Source organism: Undibacterium sp. TJN19, from assembly GCF_049339485.1.
Lineage (GTDB): Bacteria > Pseudomonadota > Gammaproteobacteria > Burkholderiales > Burkholderiaceae_D > Undibacterium.
Genome location: NZ_JBMPPL010000002.1, coordinates 388,128 through 403,688, shown reverse-complemented (window position 1 = coordinate 403,688; position 15,561 = coordinate 388,128). Strand labels below are relative to the sequence as shown.

The 15,561-nt window shown below is 51.7% G+C and carries 17 protein-coding genes; 6 read left to right on the top strand and 11 right to left on the bottom strand.

Translation table 11 applies throughout. The features are described from left to right. Positions 1–23 precede the first annotated feature (23 nt). Together dapB and ACO0LH_RS09995 are read right to left on the bottom strand one after the other, a co-directional pair. Entirely contained in the window at positions 24–830 is an 807-nt protein-coding gene (gene dapB / locus ACO0LH_RS10000; protein ID WP_422940923.1) for a 4-hydroxy-tetrahydrodipicolinate reductase, read from the bottom strand. 7 nt (positions 831–837) lie between these two features. Further along, complete coding sequence (locus ACO0LH_RS09995; RefSeq protein WP_422940922.1) at positions 838–1,410, bottom strand: outer membrane protein assembly factor BamE; 573 nt, start codon at positions 1,408–1,410, stop codon at positions 838–840. Between the two features lie 76 nt (positions 1,411–1,486). On the opposite strand from ACO0LH_RS09995, the gene fur reads away from it, so the two are divergent. Further along, entirely contained in the window at positions 1,487–1,915 is a 429-nt protein-coding gene (gene fur / locus ACO0LH_RS09990; protein ID WP_422940921.1) for a ferric iron uptake transcriptional regulator, read from the top strand. Between the two features lie 123 nt (positions 1,916–2,038). On the opposite strand, the gene ACO0LH_RS09985 is transcribed toward fur, so the two are convergent. The 3 genes from ACO0LH_RS09985 to ACO0LH_RS09975 all read right to left on the bottom strand — a co-directional run bounded on the left by ACO0LH_RS09985 (position 2,039) and on the right by ACO0LH_RS09975 (position 4,265). After that, on the bottom strand, positions 2,039–2,422 hold the full coding sequence (locus tag ACO0LH_RS09985) for a response regulator transcription factor (protein ID WP_422940920.1): 384 nt from the start codon (positions 2,420–2,422) through the stop codon (positions 2,039–2,041). A 92-nt stretch (positions 2,423–2,514) separates the two neighbouring features. Continuing rightward, a complete protein-coding gene (gene hrcA, locus ACO0LH_RS09980; protein ID WP_422940919.1) occupies positions 2,515–3,534 on the bottom strand; it encodes a heat-inducible transcriptional repressor HrcA in 1,020 nt (339 codons plus the stop codon). 44 nt (positions 3,535–3,578) lie between these two features. Continuing rightward, entirely contained in the window at positions 3,579–4,265 is a 687-nt protein-coding gene (locus tag ACO0LH_RS09975; protein ID WP_422940918.1) for an HAD family hydrolase, read from the bottom strand. A 75-nt stretch (positions 4,266–4,340) separates the two neighbouring features. Between ACO0LH_RS09975 and ACO0LH_RS09970 the strand changes: the two genes are divergently transcribed. The 4 genes from ACO0LH_RS09970 (at position 4,341) to ACO0LH_RS09955 (ending at position 8,943) form a co-directional block, all read left to right on the top strand. Continuing rightward, positions 4,341–5,234: an NAD kinase gene (locus tag ACO0LH_RS09970; RefSeq protein WP_422940917.1), complete on the top strand. Its 894-nt coding sequence runs from the start codon at positions 4,341–4,343 to the stop codon at positions 5,232–5,234. Between the two features lie 113 nt (positions 5,235–5,347). After that, positions 5,348–6,994, top strand: coding sequence for a DNA repair protein RecN (gene recN, locus ACO0LH_RS09965; RefSeq protein WP_422940916.1), 1,647 nt, complete (start codon positions 5,348–5,350; stop codon positions 6,992–6,994). A gap of 8 nt (positions 6,995–7,002) precedes the next feature. Then, positions 7,003–8,106, top strand: a complete 1,104-nt coding sequence (gene hemH / locus ACO0LH_RS09960; protein ID WP_422940915.1) for a ferrochelatase — start codon at positions 7,003–7,005, stop codon at positions 8,104–8,106. Between the two features lie 12 nt (positions 8,107–8,118). Then, positions 8,119–8,943, top strand: coding sequence for a symmetrical bis(5'-nucleosyl)-tetraphosphatase (locus ACO0LH_RS09955; RefSeq protein ID WP_422940914.1), 825 nt, complete (start codon positions 8,119–8,121; stop codon positions 8,941–8,943). Positions 8,944–8,950: 7 nt separating this feature from the next. Here ACO0LH_RS09955 and ACO0LH_RS09950 read toward each other — a convergent pair whose 3' ends face one another. The 6 genes from ACO0LH_RS09950 to ACO0LH_RS09925 all read right to left on the bottom strand — a co-directional run bounded on the left by ACO0LH_RS09950 (position 8,951) and on the right by ACO0LH_RS09925 (position 13,736). Beyond that, positions 8,951–9,688 carry a lysophospholipid acyltransferase family protein gene (locus ACO0LH_RS09950; RefSeq protein ID WP_422940913.1) on the bottom strand — a complete coding sequence of 246 codons (738 nt, stop codon included), beginning with the start codon at positions 9,686–9,688 and terminating at the stop codon, positions 8,951–8,953. Between the two features lie 268 nt (positions 9,689–9,956). Continuing rightward, positions 9,957–11,243, bottom strand: a complete 1,287-nt coding sequence (locus ACO0LH_RS09945; RefSeq protein ID WP_422940912.1) for a dihydroorotase — start codon at positions 11,241–11,243, stop codon at positions 9,957–9,959. 7 nt (positions 11,244–11,250) lie between these two features. Next, positions 11,251–12,222: an aspartate carbamoyltransferase catalytic subunit gene (locus ACO0LH_RS09940; RefSeq protein ID WP_422940911.1), complete on the bottom strand. Its 972-nt coding sequence runs from the start codon at positions 12,220–12,222 to the stop codon at positions 11,251–11,253. Further along, positions 12,215–12,727 carry a bifunctional pyr operon transcriptional regulator/uracil phosphoribosyltransferase PyrR gene (pyrR, locus tag ACO0LH_RS09935; protein ID WP_422940910.1) on the bottom strand — a complete coding sequence of 171 codons (513 nt, stop codon included), beginning with the start codon at positions 12,725–12,727 and terminating at the stop codon, positions 12,215–12,217. Before pyrR ends, ACO0LH_RS09940 begins: the two co-directional genes overlap by 8 nt. Next, positions 12,724–13,119, bottom strand: a complete 396-nt coding sequence (ruvX, locus tag ACO0LH_RS09930) for a Holliday junction resolvase RuvX (protein ID WP_422940909.1) — start codon at positions 13,117–13,119, stop codon at positions 12,724–12,726. Before ruvX ends, pyrR begins: the two co-directional genes overlap by 4 nt. Then, positions 13,119–13,736: a YqgE/AlgH family protein gene (locus ACO0LH_RS09925; protein ID WP_422941173.1), complete on the bottom strand. Its 618-nt coding sequence runs from the start codon at positions 13,734–13,736 to the stop codon at positions 13,119–13,121. Before ACO0LH_RS09925 ends, ruvX begins: the two co-directional genes overlap by 1 nt. Before the next feature lie 148 nt (positions 13,737–13,884). Here ACO0LH_RS09925 and ACO0LH_RS09920 point away from each other — a divergent pair, with 148 nt between their 5' ends. Next, the gene (locus tag ACO0LH_RS09920) at positions 13,885–15,378 is read left to right on the top strand and encodes a cryptochrome/photolyase family protein (RefSeq protein ID WP_422940908.1); all 1,494 of its coding nucleotides are present in this window, start codon (positions 13,885–13,887) and stop codon (positions 15,376–15,378) included. Positions 15,379–15,561: the final 183 nt, after the last annotated feature.

Genomic DNA, 15,561 nt, shown 5'->3' with positions numbered 1-15,561 from the left:
AGATCGAGCTTAATATTCAATGTTCAGCGAAAACCCAGCACGTCATACATATCGAACAAGCCTGTTTGCTTGTCGCGCAAGAAACGTGCAGCACGCAAACTGCCGTGCGCATAAGTGACCCTGCTGGATGATTTATGGCTGATTTCAACACGCTCCCCGATACCGGCGAACAGCACGGTATGGTCACCGACGATATCACCGCCGCGGATAGTGGCAAAACCGATGGACGAAGGATCGCGCTCACCAGTGACGCCTTCACGGGAAAATACGCCAACTTCGTTGAGATCACGCCCAAGGGCACCAGCAATCACTTCACCCATTTTCAGCGCAGTGCCAGACGGCGCGTCGACCTTGAAACGGTGATGCGCTTCAACGATTTCGATGTCATAGCCTTCGGCGAAACTTTTTGCTGCCATTTCCAGCAATTTCATGGTGACATTGACGCCCACACTCATATTGGGCGCAAACATGATGGCAGTCTTTTGCGCGGCGGCGGCAATCGCTGCCTTGCCAGCTTCATCAAAGCCAGTGGTGCCGATGATCATCTTGATGCCATGCGCAGCACAATATTCCAGATGCGTCAAAGTCCCTTCAGGACGGGTGAAATCGATCAGGTAATCCGCATCTGCCAGGCCCTTTGCCAAATCAGATTCAATCAGTACACCCGATGGCTTACCCAGACCTGCGGCAGCATCCGTACCGACTTCGGGCGAACCTGGCAGGCCCAATGCGCCTGCCAATACCAGGTCATCGGCATTACTGATGGCTTCTATCAGCATTTTACCCATGCGGCCAGACGCACCAGCCACAGCAATTTTCAAGGCTGTCATAGTTTGCTTATTTCTCTTTGTCTTTTTTCTTCGGCGCGTCGATATCCACTACCGATTGAACACGGTTGATCCCCAAAGAAGACTCGGTAATACGTGCCAGGTAATCTTTTTCATTTGGCAGGTTACCGCCTTCAAACTTGGAAACCGTATTGTTTTTGAAGAATACCGAAACGCGGCTGGTAATTTGCTCGCCATTTGGCTTTTTCAGGCGGAAAGGATAATCCCAGCGGTCTTCATGAAACATATCCGTCAGCAAGGCTGTACCGAGCACAAAACGCACCTGCTCGCGCGTCATGCCTTCTTTTAATTGCGATACCATTTCCTGCGAAACGAAGTTGCCTTGCTGTATAGAAATCTTGTAGGGCGAAATATAACTGAGCAGCCTGTTAAAACCGCTAGGGGCGGTCACCTGCGTGCCGCTGGTGTCGCCACTTGTCGTAGGTGTCGCATACACTGAGGTCTTGTCAGCAGATGACAAGAACGGCAACCCTGTCGTACAAGCAGTCAGGGAAGCAAGCACAGCCAAACCCGCCACACGGCAAACCCTGGTACGGTTTAAATCTGAAAACAACAATCGCATAGGTAACCTCAGATATCGAGCAACATGCCCTAAAACCCGATATCATAAAGCAGATAGCAATTTTTTGATCGAAAACATGACAAACAGCACTCCAAACCTCAAGGCAAGCGGTCTGAAAGCCACCCTGCCACGTCTGAAAATACTGGAGATTTTCCAAAATAGCCGGGTGCGCCACCTGACGGCAGAGGACGTATACAAAATCCTGTTGAACGAAAATATGGATGTCGGTCTGGCAACTGTATATCGCGTATTAACGCAATTTGAACAGGCTGGCCTGCTAAACCGCAACCACTTTGAAACTGGCAAGGCCATTTTTGAACTCAACGAAGGTTCGCATCATGACCATTTGGTCTGTCTGGATTGCGGCAGGGTCGAAGAGTTTTTTGATGAAGAAATCGAACAACGTCAGCAGACGGTGGCATCGCAGCGCGGCTTCAAGATAGCTGAGCATGCGCTGGCAATCTACGGTAATTGCACAAAACCCAATTGCGAGCATAAGACCTAAGGCAAGTTGTCAGGAAGTCGTTCCGGAATTAAAAATAGGAAAGCCCGATCTGAAAATCGGGCTTTTTGTTTACAGCTTGTGCGGATTGCCCGTAACTTCAGGCAAAACCGGGCATTTGCATTTTTATTTACCTATCTTGGCAACCACACCAGCGACAGTATCAATAATCTTTTGCGCATTGAATGGCTTCAGAATGTAGCCATGTATGCCAGTCTTGACCGCTTCTGCTATGGTGGCCTGGTCCTTGTTGGCGGTCACCATCAATATGCAGGCATCGGGTACCAGTTCCCTGATACGTGGCAAAATTTCTATACCACTGATCTTTGGCATCACCACGTCAAGCATGATCATATGCGGCTTGAGCTTCAAGGCCATTTCCAGGCCTGTGCCCCCATCGGTTGCTTCACCAACAACGTTATAACCTTCACTACGCAAAATCACACGCAGCACTTCCCTGGTTACTTCATTGTCATCCACCAGTAAAATCTTGACGTCTTTATTATTCATATCAGTATCTGTCTTTTAAGTGCATATAAAGGAAAGACTGCTGGTAAAGCTAAAACAATGCTGTCAATTGTTGAATCCATCAGAGGCAAACCCTACTGACTCAAAGCGTTTGACAACAATTTTGCCGTAATATCGACAATAGGAATCACCCGTTCATAGGCCATGCGGGTTGGCCCAATAACGCCTAAAGTCCCGACTATCTTACCGTTAACATCATAAGGTGCGGTAACGATACTCATTTCATCCATAGGCACCAGTTGCGATTCGCCACCGATGAAGATCTGTACACCCGTAGCCTTGCTGGAAACATCAAGTAATTGCATGAGGCTGTTTTTCTGTTCAAACATATCAAACAGTTTGCGCAGCGACGCGGTGTTGGAAGACAGGTCCTGCACATTCAACAAATTACGCTCACCAGAAATGACGACTTCTTCATTTTGCGCATCCATCGCATCACCGCCGGCCTCTACCGCCGCCTGCATCAGGCGGGTCATATCATTTTGCAATTGTCGCAATTCGCTATTGATACGGGTACGGGCATCACTAAAGCTCAGCCCGGCAAAATTCTGGTTCAGGTAATTGGCCGCATGTACGAGCTGTGAAGCGTTGTAATCGACATCGGTCAGCAAGAGGCGGTTATGGACTTCACCATTCGGAGCGACCACGACCAGCAAGATACGTTTTTCAGACAGGCGCAAGAATTCTACCTGCTGGAAAATCGATTCTGTACGCGGCGTCATCACCACACCGGCAAATTGCGACAGCGACGATAAAATCTGCGCCGCATTGGCGATCAGTTTTTGCGGCGGCTGCGACAAGAGGCTGGGTTGCAAACGCGACTCCAAACCAACTTCATCGATTTCTTGCACGATCATCAACTTGTCGACAAAAACCCGGTAACCGCGTGGCGTTGGCACCCGCCCGGCAGAAGTGTGCGGGCTGGCAACAAAACCCATTTCTTCCAGGTCAGACATGACGTTGCGTATGGTCGCGGGCGACAGTTCCAGGCCAGAAATCTTTGAAAGTGCACGTGAGCCTACAGGCTGGCCGTCGGCGATATACCGTTCTACCAGGGCTTTTAATAATTTTTGAGCGCGAATATCAAGTTGCATGGTTTTATTTTATGCGAGCCTGCCATACAAGGACATAGAAAAATTCATAGATAACGATACAAATCATGCAAATTGCTGAATTCTGCATCGGGTTGTATATGCAGATGGCGTTCATCCTCTATTTTTAAACCATGTCGGTTCATCCAGCCACCACGCAAACCGGCTTTTTGAGCGCCTTGCACATCCAGCAACAAATCGTCACCAACATATAAAACATGCTGCGGCTCCATTTCCAGCGCCTCACAGGCCGCCAGGAAAATACGCGGGTCAGGCTTGCCACAACCAAAGCGATAAGCAGCGATGGATACCTTGAAATGACTGGCAAGTCCTATCGCCTGCAAATCGGCAAAACCATTTGATACGGTTCCCAGTGTCAGCTTCTGCGCCAGTGCCTCAAGACTGGGCAACACATCTTCATACAGGCTGACTTTGTTCCTGGCATCGGCAAACACCGCCATGGCCAGTTCAGCCTTGCTGCGGTCTTCACCATGCTCGGCAAAAATCTTTTCCAGCAAGGCCATGCGCAGGGCCCACAAGTCATATTGAAAGCGCGGGTCAGTCGGCACCAGGGCATTGCGGTATTCCCGCATTTTTTCTATCGTGTAATTTTGCGCGACCACAGGCACATGCGCGTGCATCCACTGTTGCAACATCGCTTCAGCATGACGTATCACGGGCGCAACCGGCCACAAAGTATCATCCAGGTCCAGCAAAACTGCTTTAATTGTCATAAACAGCACTCAGTTCATTCATTGTGACGCTAATTATGGTCTAATCTGAGCCATCATGTCACCTCACCATCGTTTATGACTGTTCAGGCAAAAACCATAGCTCTCGTTGGGAAATACAATGCCGCAGGCATTGCTGACTCCATCACCGAACTGGCGAATTTTCTGGATCAGGCTGGCCACCGTGTGGTGATAGAGTCAGAAACCGCCCAATACATGCAATTGGCTGACTTCACTACCATGGCCGTGCCTGAGATTGGCAAATCTGCCGATGCCGCCATCGTGGTTGGTGGCGATGGCACCATGCTGGGCATTGCGCGCCAATTGGCGCCGTACAATGTTCCCCTGATAGGTATCAACCAGGGCAGGCTGGGCTTCATTACCGACATACCGCTGGACCGCATGATACCGGTGATTACCGAGATGCTGGACGGTAAATATGTGTCTGAAAGACGCAGCCTGTTGCAGGCTATCGTGGTTCGTGAAGGCAATCAGATTTTCAGCGGCGTGGCGTTTAACGATATCGTGGTATCGCGTGGTGCTGGTTCAGGCATGGTGGAATTGCGCGTTGAAGTAGATGGTCACTTCATGTACAACCAGCGCTCTGACGGCTTGATAGTCTCCACCCCTACCGGCTCAACCGCCTATGCCCTGTCAGCAGGCGGGCCTTTATTGCACCCCAGCTTGTCGGGCCTGGCGATGGTGCCGATTGCGCCGCATGCCCTGTCAAACCGCCCCATCGTTTTGCCGGACAGCAGTGAAATCGTGATTGAAATTGTGGCGGGACGCGACATCAGCCTGAACTTCGACATGCAGAATTTTGCCAGCCTGATGTACAGGGACAGGATTATCGTCAACCGGTCCGCCCATACGGTCACATTCCTGCACCCTCAGGGCTGGAATTATTACGATACCCTACGCGAAAAATTGCACTGGAATGAATATCCTTCAGTCGAAGGCGCACTCAATTAAACGCCTGTTGCTAAAATAGCGGCTGGCAGCTTTATTTGCGACCTGGCTGTATGAATTTAGTTTCGATGAAGTCTTAACTCACTCACTGACCCTTTTTACTGACCCTCTCTATTATGTTGCGCACGCTCGCCATTCGTGATTTTGTCATTGTTGATACCCTGGAACTGGAATTTTCTTCCGGTTTCAGTGTACTTACCGGAGAAACCGGTGCGGGCAAATCGATATTGATTGACGCCCTGACTCTGGCCCTGGGTGGCCGCGGCGACGCTAGCATGGTGCGGGAATCTGCGGCCAAAGCCGATATCAGTGCTGAATTTGCCATCAATGAAAGCGTTGCCAACTGGTTACAGGCAAATGACTTCAGTGACCATGACCAGCAACTGATCTTGCGTCGTACCATCGACAATGCCGGACGTTCAAAAGCCTGGATCAATGGCATCACTGCTACGGCAAGCCAGTTGCGCGAGATTGGCGATTTGCTGGTAGATATTCATGGTCAGCATGCCCATCAGTCCTTACTCAAGACAGAAGCCCAGCGCGCCCTGCTCGACATGCAAAGCGGGTTGCAAGAACAAGTGGCAGAAACCGGCTTGCGCTATAAAGCCTGGCGCAACCTGAGCAAGCAGCGCGAAGAATTTGAAACCAATGCCAAGAGTGTCTTGCAAGAGCGTGAACGCCTCGAATGGCAGGTAGGCGAACTCGATAAATTGCAAAGCAAGCCTGGCGAATGGGAAACTATCAGCGCTGAGCACAGCCGCCTGGCGCATGCCGCCAGCCTGCTTGAAGGTGCGCAGGAAGCGGCCGAGCTGATTTCTGAATCCGAACACCCTGTGCTGTCACAACTGACTAACGTACAGCAAAAACTGCTGAAGCTGCTCGATTACGATGCTGCCTTAAAACCGGTCACCGACGCACTTGAATCTGCCTGCATCAATTTGCAAGAAACCACGTATGCGCTCAACGACTATCTGGGACGCACTGAACTGGACCCAGCGCGTTTGCGCGAAGTCGAAAGCCGGGTCGAAGCCATCCATACCACGGCACGCCGCTTTCATGTCGCGCCAGAAAAGCTGCATGAAGAATTTGCCAGCCTGTCAGCGCAATTACAGCAATTGGCAAATGCCACAGACATGGATGCCCTGAAAGCGCAGGAAGAAAAAGCACGCTCCAGCTATATGCAAATCGCCCAGAAACTGAGCAAGGCGCGCCGCAAAGTTGCACAAGACCTGGGTAAGGCGGTCACGGCAGCCATGCAGGATTTGAGCATGAGCGGCGGCAGCTTTGCCATCGCCCTACATGAAGCCGAGCCTGCTGCTCATGGTCTCGAACAGATAGAATTCATGGTCGCAGGTCATGCCGGCGTACAGGCGCGGCCTTTGGCCAAAGTGGCTTCTGGTGGTGAACTGGCGCGTATTTCACTGGCGATTTCTGTCATCACCTCTTGCGCCACGGCCACCCCTACCCTGATCTTTGATGAGGTTGACAGCGGCATAGGCGGCGGCGTTGCCGAGGTCGTTGGTCGCCTGTTGAAACGACTGGGGCAAGACCGCCAGGTCTTGTGCGTTACCCATTTACCCCAGGTTGCCAGCCAGGCCAATCAGCATTTTCAAGTTAGCAAGGGCAATCATCAAGGCAAGACTATTTCGCAAATTGAAGCCCTTGACAATAAACAGCGTGTGGAAGAAATCGCCCGTATGCTAGGCGGTCTGGAAATCACTGCAACCACCCGTAAACACGCCAGAGAATTACTGGCATCATAAGAACTACTATGCGCTTCCTGAAAGAACCTGACTACTCACACGGAAAAATTGGCAAGACTGCGGTCGTGTTGATCAACCTTGGCACACCCGAGGCACCTACTGCATCTGCGGTACGCACCTACCTGAAACAATTCTTGTGGGACAGGCGAGTGGTCGAAGTGCCACGCCTGATCTGGTGGTTTATATTGCACATGATCATCTTGCCGTTTCGCTCTGGTCAGTCAGCAAAAAAATATGCGGCGATCTGGACCAAAGATGGTTCGCCGTTGAAGATACATACCGAAAAACAGGCTGCGCTGTTAAAAGGTTATCTGGGTGAACGCGGGCATGAAGTCAATGTTGTATATGCGATGCGCTATGGTTCGCCATCCATACCCTCGGTGCTGCAAAAGCTGAAAGATGAAGGCTATGAACGCCTGCTGATCTTGTCAGCTTACCCGCAATATTCTGCCACCACCACGGCATCCAATTTTGATGCCGTGTTTGAATATTACAAACAGGTACGCAATATGCCCGAACTGCGCCTGGTCAAGAATTATCATGATCATGATGCGTATATCCTGGCACTGAAGCAATCCATACTCAGCCACTGGCAAACACATGGCCGCCCTGAAAAACTGATCATGAGTTTTCACGGCTTGCCCAAGGCATTTTTGCTGCGTGGCGATCCTTACCATTGTGAGTGTTATAAAACTGCCCGCCTGCTGGCAGAAAAGCTGGGACTGGGTAAAGACGATTACCTCGTCACCTTCCAGTCGCGCCTGGGTAGAGCGGAATGGCTGCAACCCTATACCGCGCCCACTGTAAAAAAACTGGCTAAAGACGGTATAAAACGCATAGATGTCGTCTGCCCCGGTTTTATTGCTGACTGCCTGGAAACCCTGGAAGAAATCGCCATGGAAGTCAGGGGTGAATTTTTACAGGCGGGTGGCAAGGAATTCAATTACATCCCCTGCCTGAACGAATCCCCTGCATGGATGCGCGGTCTGGCGGAAATCGCCGAACAACACTTGATAGGCTGGCCGACCATGATGACCGCCATCCTGCGCGAACAGCAAAAGCAGCAGGCATTGATCAGCCGTTCTGAATCAAAGCGCATGGGCGCAGAATAAGCACTCATCGCAATGGCAAAGACTTACTTTATTGGCGACATACAAGGCTGTGGTGCGCAACTGGAAACACTGCTCGACAAAATAGAGCAGCGCTCACCCAATGCGCATTACCTGTTTGCCGGTGACCTGGTTAACCGCGGCCCCAGATCACTGGACAGCTTGCGCCTGATACGCAGATTGCAGCAAACCGGCCGCGCCGAAAGCGTGCTGGGCAACCATGACCTGCACTTGCTGGCTGTCGCCAATGGCATACGCACCGCGCATCGCAACGATACGCTTGACGACATATTGAATGCCCCTGACCGCGATGAATTATTGCACTGGTTGCGCCAACGTCCCATGGCAATTTTCAAGAGCGGGCATTTGCTGATACATGCAGGTGTTTTTCCACAATGGTCGCCTGAGCAGGTGATGCAACTGGCGCATGAAGTCGAAAACCAGTTGCGCGGTGACAACTGGCTGGATCTGTTGCAGCATATGTATGGCAACACGCCAGCGCAATGGACAGAAGATTTACAAGGCCACGCACGTTACCGCTGCATCATCAATGCACTGACACGCATGCGTTTTTGCAGTGCAAACGGTGTCATGGATTTCGACAGCAAAGATGGCGTGGGTACCGCGCCCGATGGTTATTCAGCCTGGTTTGATTTGCCGCGTGCGACAGAAGTAGGCACTACCGTGTTTGGACACTGGTCAACCCTGGGCCTGGTATTACGGCCAAACCTGATCAGCCTCGATACCGGTTGCGTATGGGGTGGCAAACTGAGCGCAGTTTGCCTGGAAGACCGCGATCTGGTACAGGTCGCTTGCCCGCAACAACAAAAGCCAGGGTGAAAAACGCTTAGCTTTCAGCCAAGCCCAGTTCCTGCATGACAGCAGCACGTACCACCCGTGATACTTCGCGCCTGTGTGCGCCTTCAGTAGGAATGGCAGGCAGGCGTACCAGTTCTGCTGTCATGGGTGGCGCCAGCAAGATGATGCGCATGCTCTCTGCAAAAGTCATGTCACCGATAAAATCAGCAGCTGCATGGTACTGTCCCTGTGCATCAAGATAGCGAACAACAAAGGGCTGCACAGGTACTTGCGCCTCTATTGCTGCTTCAAACAGGTTGGCGTGAAAAGAGAGCAGATTGCCTTGTGCTGCTGTTGTACCTTCAGGGAAAAACGCGATGCGCTTGCCCGCTTGTATCTGATGTACCAGACCTTCATATATACGTCGCACATCGCGCTGCCTGCCGCGTACCAGAAAAATCGTGCCTGCCTTTTCACATAACCAGCCGAGCAAAGGCCAGTTGCGGATATCTGACTTGGCGACGAAATGACAAGGATGCAGCGTATTGATGACAAAAATATCCAGCCATGATACGTGATTGGACACGATCATCGCCGCCGCATACACCTCACCCTCGCTTTTATCCTTGAAAGCGACATCAACAGTACAAATGGCCAGCAATTTGACCGACCAGCGACGCACCAATTCGTCGCGTCTGGCATCAGAGGAAAACGGAAAGATCACGGCGCAAGTCAGCAGACCTGCCGTAAGATGGAGAAATATCCTGAAAAAATGCCAAACGATCATACTGACTCACAAAAATACTCACGTAGAGTAACAATTAAAAATAGCCAAGCTCAATAAACAAAAGCGGGAGTAAGGCTATACCTGCCTGTACTCCCACTCAATCAAACGAATTTCTCACTGAGTAGTTTTGATAACTACCTTAGCCTGCTTCAGGCGCGCAACCTTGCCACTTCTTAGGCATCTTCATCGATCAAGCCGTTCTTGTTTTGCACATCCATAACGCGCCTTCGCTCGCCACGGGTAAGTTGATTACTTCTCATCTTCGATGTTAATGCAGCGTATCAAACGCAATATGCCCTGAGACTATCGTCGCCTTGACCACGCCTGGCAATTCATAACCCAGGAAAGGCGTGTGCTTGCCCTGGCTGGCAAGGGCTTTTGCTTCCACCTTCCAGCGTGTGACAGGATCAAAGATACAGATGTCGGCAACCTGGCCTACGGCGATTTGCCCGGCGGGTACACCCGCGACTTTGGCGGCATGCTGGCTGATCTTGGACAGGGCCAGGGTCAGACTGACGTCGCCACGGCTGTCTTCTGCCCATTTCAAAGCCAGCGACAATAATAATTCCAGGCCGGTGGCACCGGGGGAGGCTTCAGCAAAGGGCAGCAATTTCTCATCATCATCGACCGGTGTATGGTCAGAACAGATGGCATCGATGGTGCCATCTTTCAATGCAGCAGAAATGGCATCGCGGTCACGCTGGCTGCGCAAAGGCGGAGTCAGGCGCGCGTTGGAATCGAAGAAGCCAATATCGGCATCGGTCAGGTGCACATGGTGGGCACCGACATCGCAAGTCAGCGGCAAGCCCTCTTGCTTGGCCTTGCGTACCAGTTCCAGGCCGGCAGCAGAAGAGATACGGCACAGATGCACTTTGGCACCAGTGGCACGCATGAGTTCAAACAGAGTATGCAAGGCTATCGTCTCGGCCATGACAGGCACACCAGACAAGCCAAGGCGCGATGCCAACGGGCCACTGTGGGCAACACCGCCCTTGCCTATGTAGGCATCTTGCGGACGCAACCAGACTGTAAAACCAAAGGTAGCGGCGTAATCCAAAGCTCTTTGCAGGGTATTGGTATTGGCGATGGTTTCTTCAGCCTGAGAGAAACCGATGCAGCCTGCCTGCGTCAGCTCAGCCATCTCGGTCAGGGATTCCCCCTTCAAACCAACCGTAAGCGCACCCAGCGGATAGACATGCGCCTTGTTTTGCATGCGCGCTCTTTGCTTGAGCATTTCTACCAGGCCAGATTCATCCAGCACAGGGTCGGTATCGGGCGGGCACACCAGACTGGTGACGCCACCGCGCATGGCTGCCTGCAATTCAGATTCCAGCGTGGCCTTGTATTCAAAACCGGGTTCGCGCAAGCGCGCACTCAGGTCGACCAGGCCAGGAGCCACCACCAGGCCGCTGGCATCTACCACTTTATTGGCAGCGAAATCAGCAGGTGCCTGCCCGATAGCGATAATTTTACCGGCAGCGATAAACACATCCTGTACAGCGTCTGTGCCACTGGCCGGGTCGATCACACGGCCATTTCTGATATGTATTTTCATATTGTCCTCATGCCCCGCCGCTATTGCCGGCAACGATGCTCATCACAGCCATGCGCACGGCAATACCAAAAGTTACCTGCGGCAAAATCACTGCCTGCGGACCATCGGCGACGGCAGAATCAATTTCCACACCACGGTTCATCGGCCCGGGGTGCATGACGATGGCGTCTGGCCTGGCCAGCGCCAGGCGTTCTGGCGTGAGGCCATAGCTCTTGAAATATTCTTGCGCTGAAGGCAGCAAAGCACCACTCATGCGTTCATTTTGCAGGCGCAACATGATGATGACATCGACACCTTTAAGACCTTCATCCATGTTGTTGAAAACCCGCACACCCATTTGCTCGAGGCCACCCGGCAACAGGGTGCGTGGGCCGATGACGCGCACTTCCGGCACACCCAGCGTGGTCAGCGCATGGATATCAGAACGGGCCACGCGGCTGTGCAATACATCGCCAACAATGGCCACTGTCAGATTGGTAAAATCTTTTTTGTAATGGCGTATGGTGTACATATCCAGCAAACCCTGGGTGGGGTGGGCATGGCGGCCATCACCGGCATTGACTACATGCACATGGTGCTGTTTGGTATCGTTAAGATGCTTGGCGATCAGAAACGGTGCACCGGAAGTGGCATGCCGCACGACAAACATATCGGCATGCATGGCCGCCAGGTTGTCGATGGTATCAAGCAGGGATTCCCCCTTGCTGGTGCTGGAAGCGGCGATGTTGAGGTTGATCACATCAGCAGACAAACGCTTGGACGCAATTTCAAAGGTCGTGCGGGTACGCGTGGAATTTTCAAAGAACAGATTGAACACGCTCTTGCCACGCATCAATGGCACTTTTTTGACTTCCCTGTCGCTGATGCTGACAAAGGAAGAAGCCGTGTCGAGGATATGGTTGACAATGGCTTTGGGCAAGCCATCTATCGTCAGCAAATGCTGGAGTTCACCGTGTTTATTGAGCTGGGGATTATGCATGGTCAATAGAGATGCTGAGTTTGCCATCAACTGCGCGGTGCAGATTGACAGAGACGGCGGGTTCAAATGAGGCAACGTGTGCAACAAAATCTGCGGCGATAGGCAATTCGCGCCCACCACGATCAACCAGGGCAGCCAGCATGATGCGCGCCGGCCGGCCATAATCGAATAATTCATTGATCGCAGCGCGTGTCGTACGACCGGTGTAGAGCACGTCATCCACCAGAATGATTTGCGCGCCATCAACATCAAAAGGAATATGCGTCGGTTTGACCTCGGCATGCAAACCTTTGGCAGCATAATCATCGCGGTAAAAAGAAACATCAATCAGGCCCGGCTTGTTTTTCAGGGCGAGATCCGCGACCAGACGTTCAGCTATCCAGGCACCGCCAGAATAAATGCCGATGATGGCCAGTTTGTCTTGCGCCACCGCATGTGGCCTGATCTGTTGCAAAAGTTGCTGATACAGCGCTTCTGCATCTAATGGTGAAGTCGTGGAGGTCATGGCGTTTCATCAAAGTATTGTTGCAGTATCAGGGCAGCAGCGTCGTCATCGATATATTCACCACGCTGGGCAGTGAGGACGGCTGAAGAATAACGTTCATCCACCAATACCGTTGCCACATTGAAGCGGCCATGCAGCTGATTGGCAAAACGCTTGCAGCGCTGTGTCATTTCGTTGGCTGCGCCATCGCCGTGCATGGGCAAACCTACCACGCACAGAACCGGCTGCCAGCTATCGATGAGTTTGGTGATTTCGGCAAATTTGCCATCATTGGTAGGTGCATGGATAATGCTGAGCGCTTCTGCCTGCCGTAAAAAAGTATTTCCGACCGCAACGCCTATACGCTTCAAACCAAAGTCAAATGCGAGGATGGTGCCGTCAGTCGCACCCATCAGGCGTGTCCCGCTTCAGCGGCCAGCATCATGGGGTCTATGCCTAATAATTTAATGGCGGCAGCAAACCGCTCTTCCATCGGCAGATCAAACAGGATACCGGGGTCGGCGGCAACGGTCAGCCAGCCATTGGCCAGAATTTCTTGCTCCAGCTGGCCAGCACCCCAACCTGCGTAACCCACACTGATCAGTACCTGATCAGGGCCATCACCAGCAGCGACGGCCTCAAGTACGTCACGGGAAGTGGTAAAGGCAATATCATCGGTCACTCTGAGTGAAGATGTATATTGCCCAACCGGTGTATGCAGGACAAAACCGCGGTCATCTTGCACCGGGCCGCCAAACATGACTGGTCGTCGCCCCAAGGGATGGGAATCAGGAATAATTTCCAGCTTCAGGTCAATACGGTCAAACAAACCCGCAACCGTCAACTCGATGGGCCGGTTAATCACCATGCCCATTGCACCGCGCGGGCTGTGTTCGCACAAATAAATCACGGTGCCACCAAAAACCGGATCCAGCATGGAGGGCATTGCAATCAGGAAATGATTGGTCAGATTTAATTCCAAATTGATATCATCATCAGTTTTCACTTGGAACTTGTGTTTGGAAGTCATCGGGGACGACAGTGTTATTTCGTCGTGCAGATTGGTATGTAAGGATTTTGTTTGCTTCGCCATACCGTCATTTTAGCATTTTTAGCGTGCATTTTCGATGTGTGCTAAGGTGCGACACTGTGTTTTAATCATCATGGTGCCTGTTCTCATGCAAGAAAATAAACAACATTTCCAGCGTTCACTGGTATGGTTCCGCCGCGATCTGCGCAATTTTGATCACGCAGCCTTATATCACGCATTGCGACAAAGTGATGCAGTCTATTGCGTGTTTATATTTGATAAAACAATAATAGACAATTTGCCAGAAAATGACAGGCGAATTGCTTTCATCCACGACAGTGTACGGGAATTGCAGCAAGAACTGACCCGCATGGGCGGTGGCCTGATAGTACGTTTTGCCCACGCAGAAGAAGCAATTCCAGGGCTGGTCAGCGAGCTGGGTATTAATGCCGTCTTTACCAATCATGACTATGAGCCTCAGGCAATAGCGCGTGACGCTGCCGTCGGGCAAGATTTGGCAGCACAAGCTTGCGAATTTCTGAGTTTCAAGGATCAGGTGATTTTTGAAAAACGTGAAGTCTTGTCACTGGCAGCCACGCCTTTTTCAGTGTTCACTCCCTACAAAAACGCCTGGTTGAAAAAGTTTTATGCTGAAAGCAGCGACTTTTATTCACGCCCCTACCCGATAGAAAAATATGCACACAAGCTGGCAGCAAGCATCGGCAACGATGACTTGCCATCACTTGCAGGCATAGGCTTCGCAGCCGCAGCGGCGCACGCCATGCCTGTCGCTGCTGGCATGGCTGGCGGCAGGATGTTGCTGGAAGATTTTCTGTCACGCATGAAGTTGTATGACCAGACACGCGATTATCCGGCCATCAAGGGCCCGTCTTACCTGTCTGTGCACTTGCGCTTTGGCACCGTCTCGATACGACATCTGGTCAGGGAAGCGATGCAGCAGATTCGCGCTGGCAGCAATCGTGGCGCAGAAACCTGGCTGTCAGAATTGATCTGGCGCGATTTTTATTTCATGATCATGCATCACCACCCGCACGTGGCCGAGCGCTCTTTCAAGCCGGATTATGACGCCATACAATGGGAAACCGGTGCCGAAGCAGATGCCAGCTTTGCAGCATGGTGTGAAGGCCGCACCGGCTACCCCTTGGTGGACGCGGCGATGCTGCAATTGAACCAGACCGGTTATATGCATAACCGCCTGCGCATGGTAACGGCCTGCTTTTTGATCAAGGACCTGGGCATAGACTGGCGTCGTGGCGAAGCCTATTTTGCCCTGCATCTGAATGATTTTGACCTGTCTGCCAATAACGGTGGCTGGCAATGGGCGTCTTCTTCAGGCTGCGATGCCCAGCCCTATTTCCGTATTTTCAATCCCATCACACAGTCAGAAAAATTTGACGCCGAAGGCAAGTTCATCAAGCGCTATCTGCCACAACTGTCAAAACTGGATAAGCGCAGCATTCATGCGCCATGGAAAACCGCACCGTTATTGCTGGAGCAGGCCGGTGTCAAGCTGGGCAAGGATTACCCTCTTCCCATCATCGAACATGATGTGGCACGCAAGCAGACTTTGACACGGTATGCGGTGGTGAAGAAGGTGGCTACACAAGAGGGTGATGAGTAGAACAATTTCAGCGGTAACTTATTGTTGTCTTTGATACCTGATTGTCTTGATGCAGTTCTGTGACGAAGCAAAGAAGGACATTTGGCCGTCTGGCCGAGATCGGGCTTGTGCCTACAAAGGACCATCGTTTACAAATGAAAACGAAAGCAAGACAAAAACAAAAAAGCAGAGATCACTCTCTGC

Excerpts from the sequence above, each read along its gene's own strand:
- dapB (WP_422940923.1), bottom strand. The coding sequence starts at position 830 with ATGACAGCCTTGAAAATTGCTGTGGCTGGTGCGTCTGGCCGCATGGGT.
- ACO0LH_RS09995 (WP_422940922.1), bottom strand. The coding sequence starts at position 1,410 with ATGCGATTGTTGTTTTCAGATTTAAACCGTACCAGGGTTTGCCGTGTG.
- ACO0LH_RS09950 (WP_422940913.1), bottom strand. The coding sequence starts at position 9,688 with ATGATCGTTTGGCATTTTTTCAGGATATTTCTCCATCTTACGGCAGGT.
- hemH (WP_422940915.1), top strand. The coding sequence starts at position 7,003 with ATGCGCTTCCTGAAAGAACCTGACTACTCACACGGAAAAATTGGCAAG.
- ACO0LH_RS09920 (WP_422940908.1), top strand. The coding sequence starts at position 13,885 with ATGCAAGAAAATAAACAACATTTCCAGCGTTCACTGGTATGGTTCCGC.
- ACO0LH_RS09985 (WP_422940920.1), bottom strand. The coding sequence starts at position 2,422 with ATGAATAATAAAGACGTCAAGATTTTACTGGTGGATGACAATGAAGTA.
- ACO0LH_RS09945 (WP_422940912.1), bottom strand. The coding sequence starts at position 11,243 with ATGAAAATACATATCAGAAATGGCCGTGTGATCGACCCGGCCAGTGGC.
- recN (WP_422940916.1), top strand. The coding sequence starts at position 5,348 with ATGTTGCGCACGCTCGCCATTCGTGATTTTGTCATTGTTGATACCCTG.
- ACO0LH_RS09925 (WP_422941173.1), bottom strand. The coding sequence starts at position 13,736 with ATGACTTCCAAACACAAGTTCCAAGTGAAAACTGATGATGATATCAAT.
- hrcA (WP_422940919.1), bottom strand. The coding sequence starts at position 3,534 with ATGCAACTTGATATTCGCGCTCAAAAATTATTAAAAGCCCTGGTAGAA.
- pyrR (WP_422940910.1), bottom strand. The coding sequence starts at position 12,727 with ATGACCTCCACGACTTCACCATTAGATGCAGAAGCGCTGTATCAGCAA.
- ACO0LH_RS09970 (WP_422940917.1), top strand. The coding sequence starts at position 4,341 with ATGACTGTTCAGGCAAAAACCATAGCTCTCGTTGGGAAATACAATGCC.
- fur (WP_422940921.1), top strand. The coding sequence starts at position 1,487 with ATGACAAACAGCACTCCAAACCTCAAGGCAAGCGGTCTGAAAGCCACC.
- ACO0LH_RS09975 (WP_422940918.1), bottom strand. The coding sequence starts at position 4,265 with ATGACAATTAAAGCAGTTTTGCTGGACCTGGATGATACTTTGTGGCCG.
- ACO0LH_RS09955 (WP_422940914.1), top strand. The coding sequence starts at position 8,119 with ATGGCAAAGACTTACTTTATTGGCGACATACAAGGCTGTGGTGCGCAA.
- ACO0LH_RS09940 (WP_422940911.1), bottom strand. The coding sequence starts at position 12,222 with ATGCATAATCCCCAGCTCAATAAACACGGTGAACTCCAGCATTTGCTG.
- ruvX (WP_422940909.1), bottom strand. The coding sequence starts at position 13,119 with ATGGGTGCGACTGACGGCACCATCCTCGCATTTGACTTTGGTTTGAAG.